Below are 255 nucleotides of genomic sequence, written 5' to 3'. Positions count from 1 at the left end.
CGATAACCAACACTATATAAAGCCTTGCAAAAATCAATACTATCTGACGAACTCCTGCTCCGTTTATCTTCCTTATAGCCATTTCCTTACGGCGGTATTCGGTGTCGAGAGTTATTGCTGAATAAATTCCAAGCACAGAGATGATAAGTGCTATGATTGACATAAAGAGTACAATACCTCTCAGTTTGAATTCCAGAGCATGTTCCTCATATATATCATCCATCATTGTAGGTATGGAGAGTTCAATACTTTCCG

At 38.4% G+C, this 255-nt stretch carries 1 protein-coding gene; it reads right to left on the bottom strand.

Annotated elements, in window-relative coordinates; genetic code table 11:
- Positions 1 to 255 (bottom strand): ABC transporter permease (locus tag I6E24_RS17065; protein ID WP_317218750.1); only part of this gene is annotated, 255 nt, incomplete at both ends.

This window comes from Bacteroides caecigallinarum (genome assembly GCF_021530995.1).
In the GTDB taxonomy this organism is placed as follows: domain Bacteria; phylum Bacteroidota; class Bacteroidia; order Bacteroidales; family Bacteroidaceae; genus Phocaeicola; species Phocaeicola faecigallinarum.
Note: the sequence above shows the minus strand (reverse complement) of the source record. Positions and strands in the feature narration are given on the sequence as shown.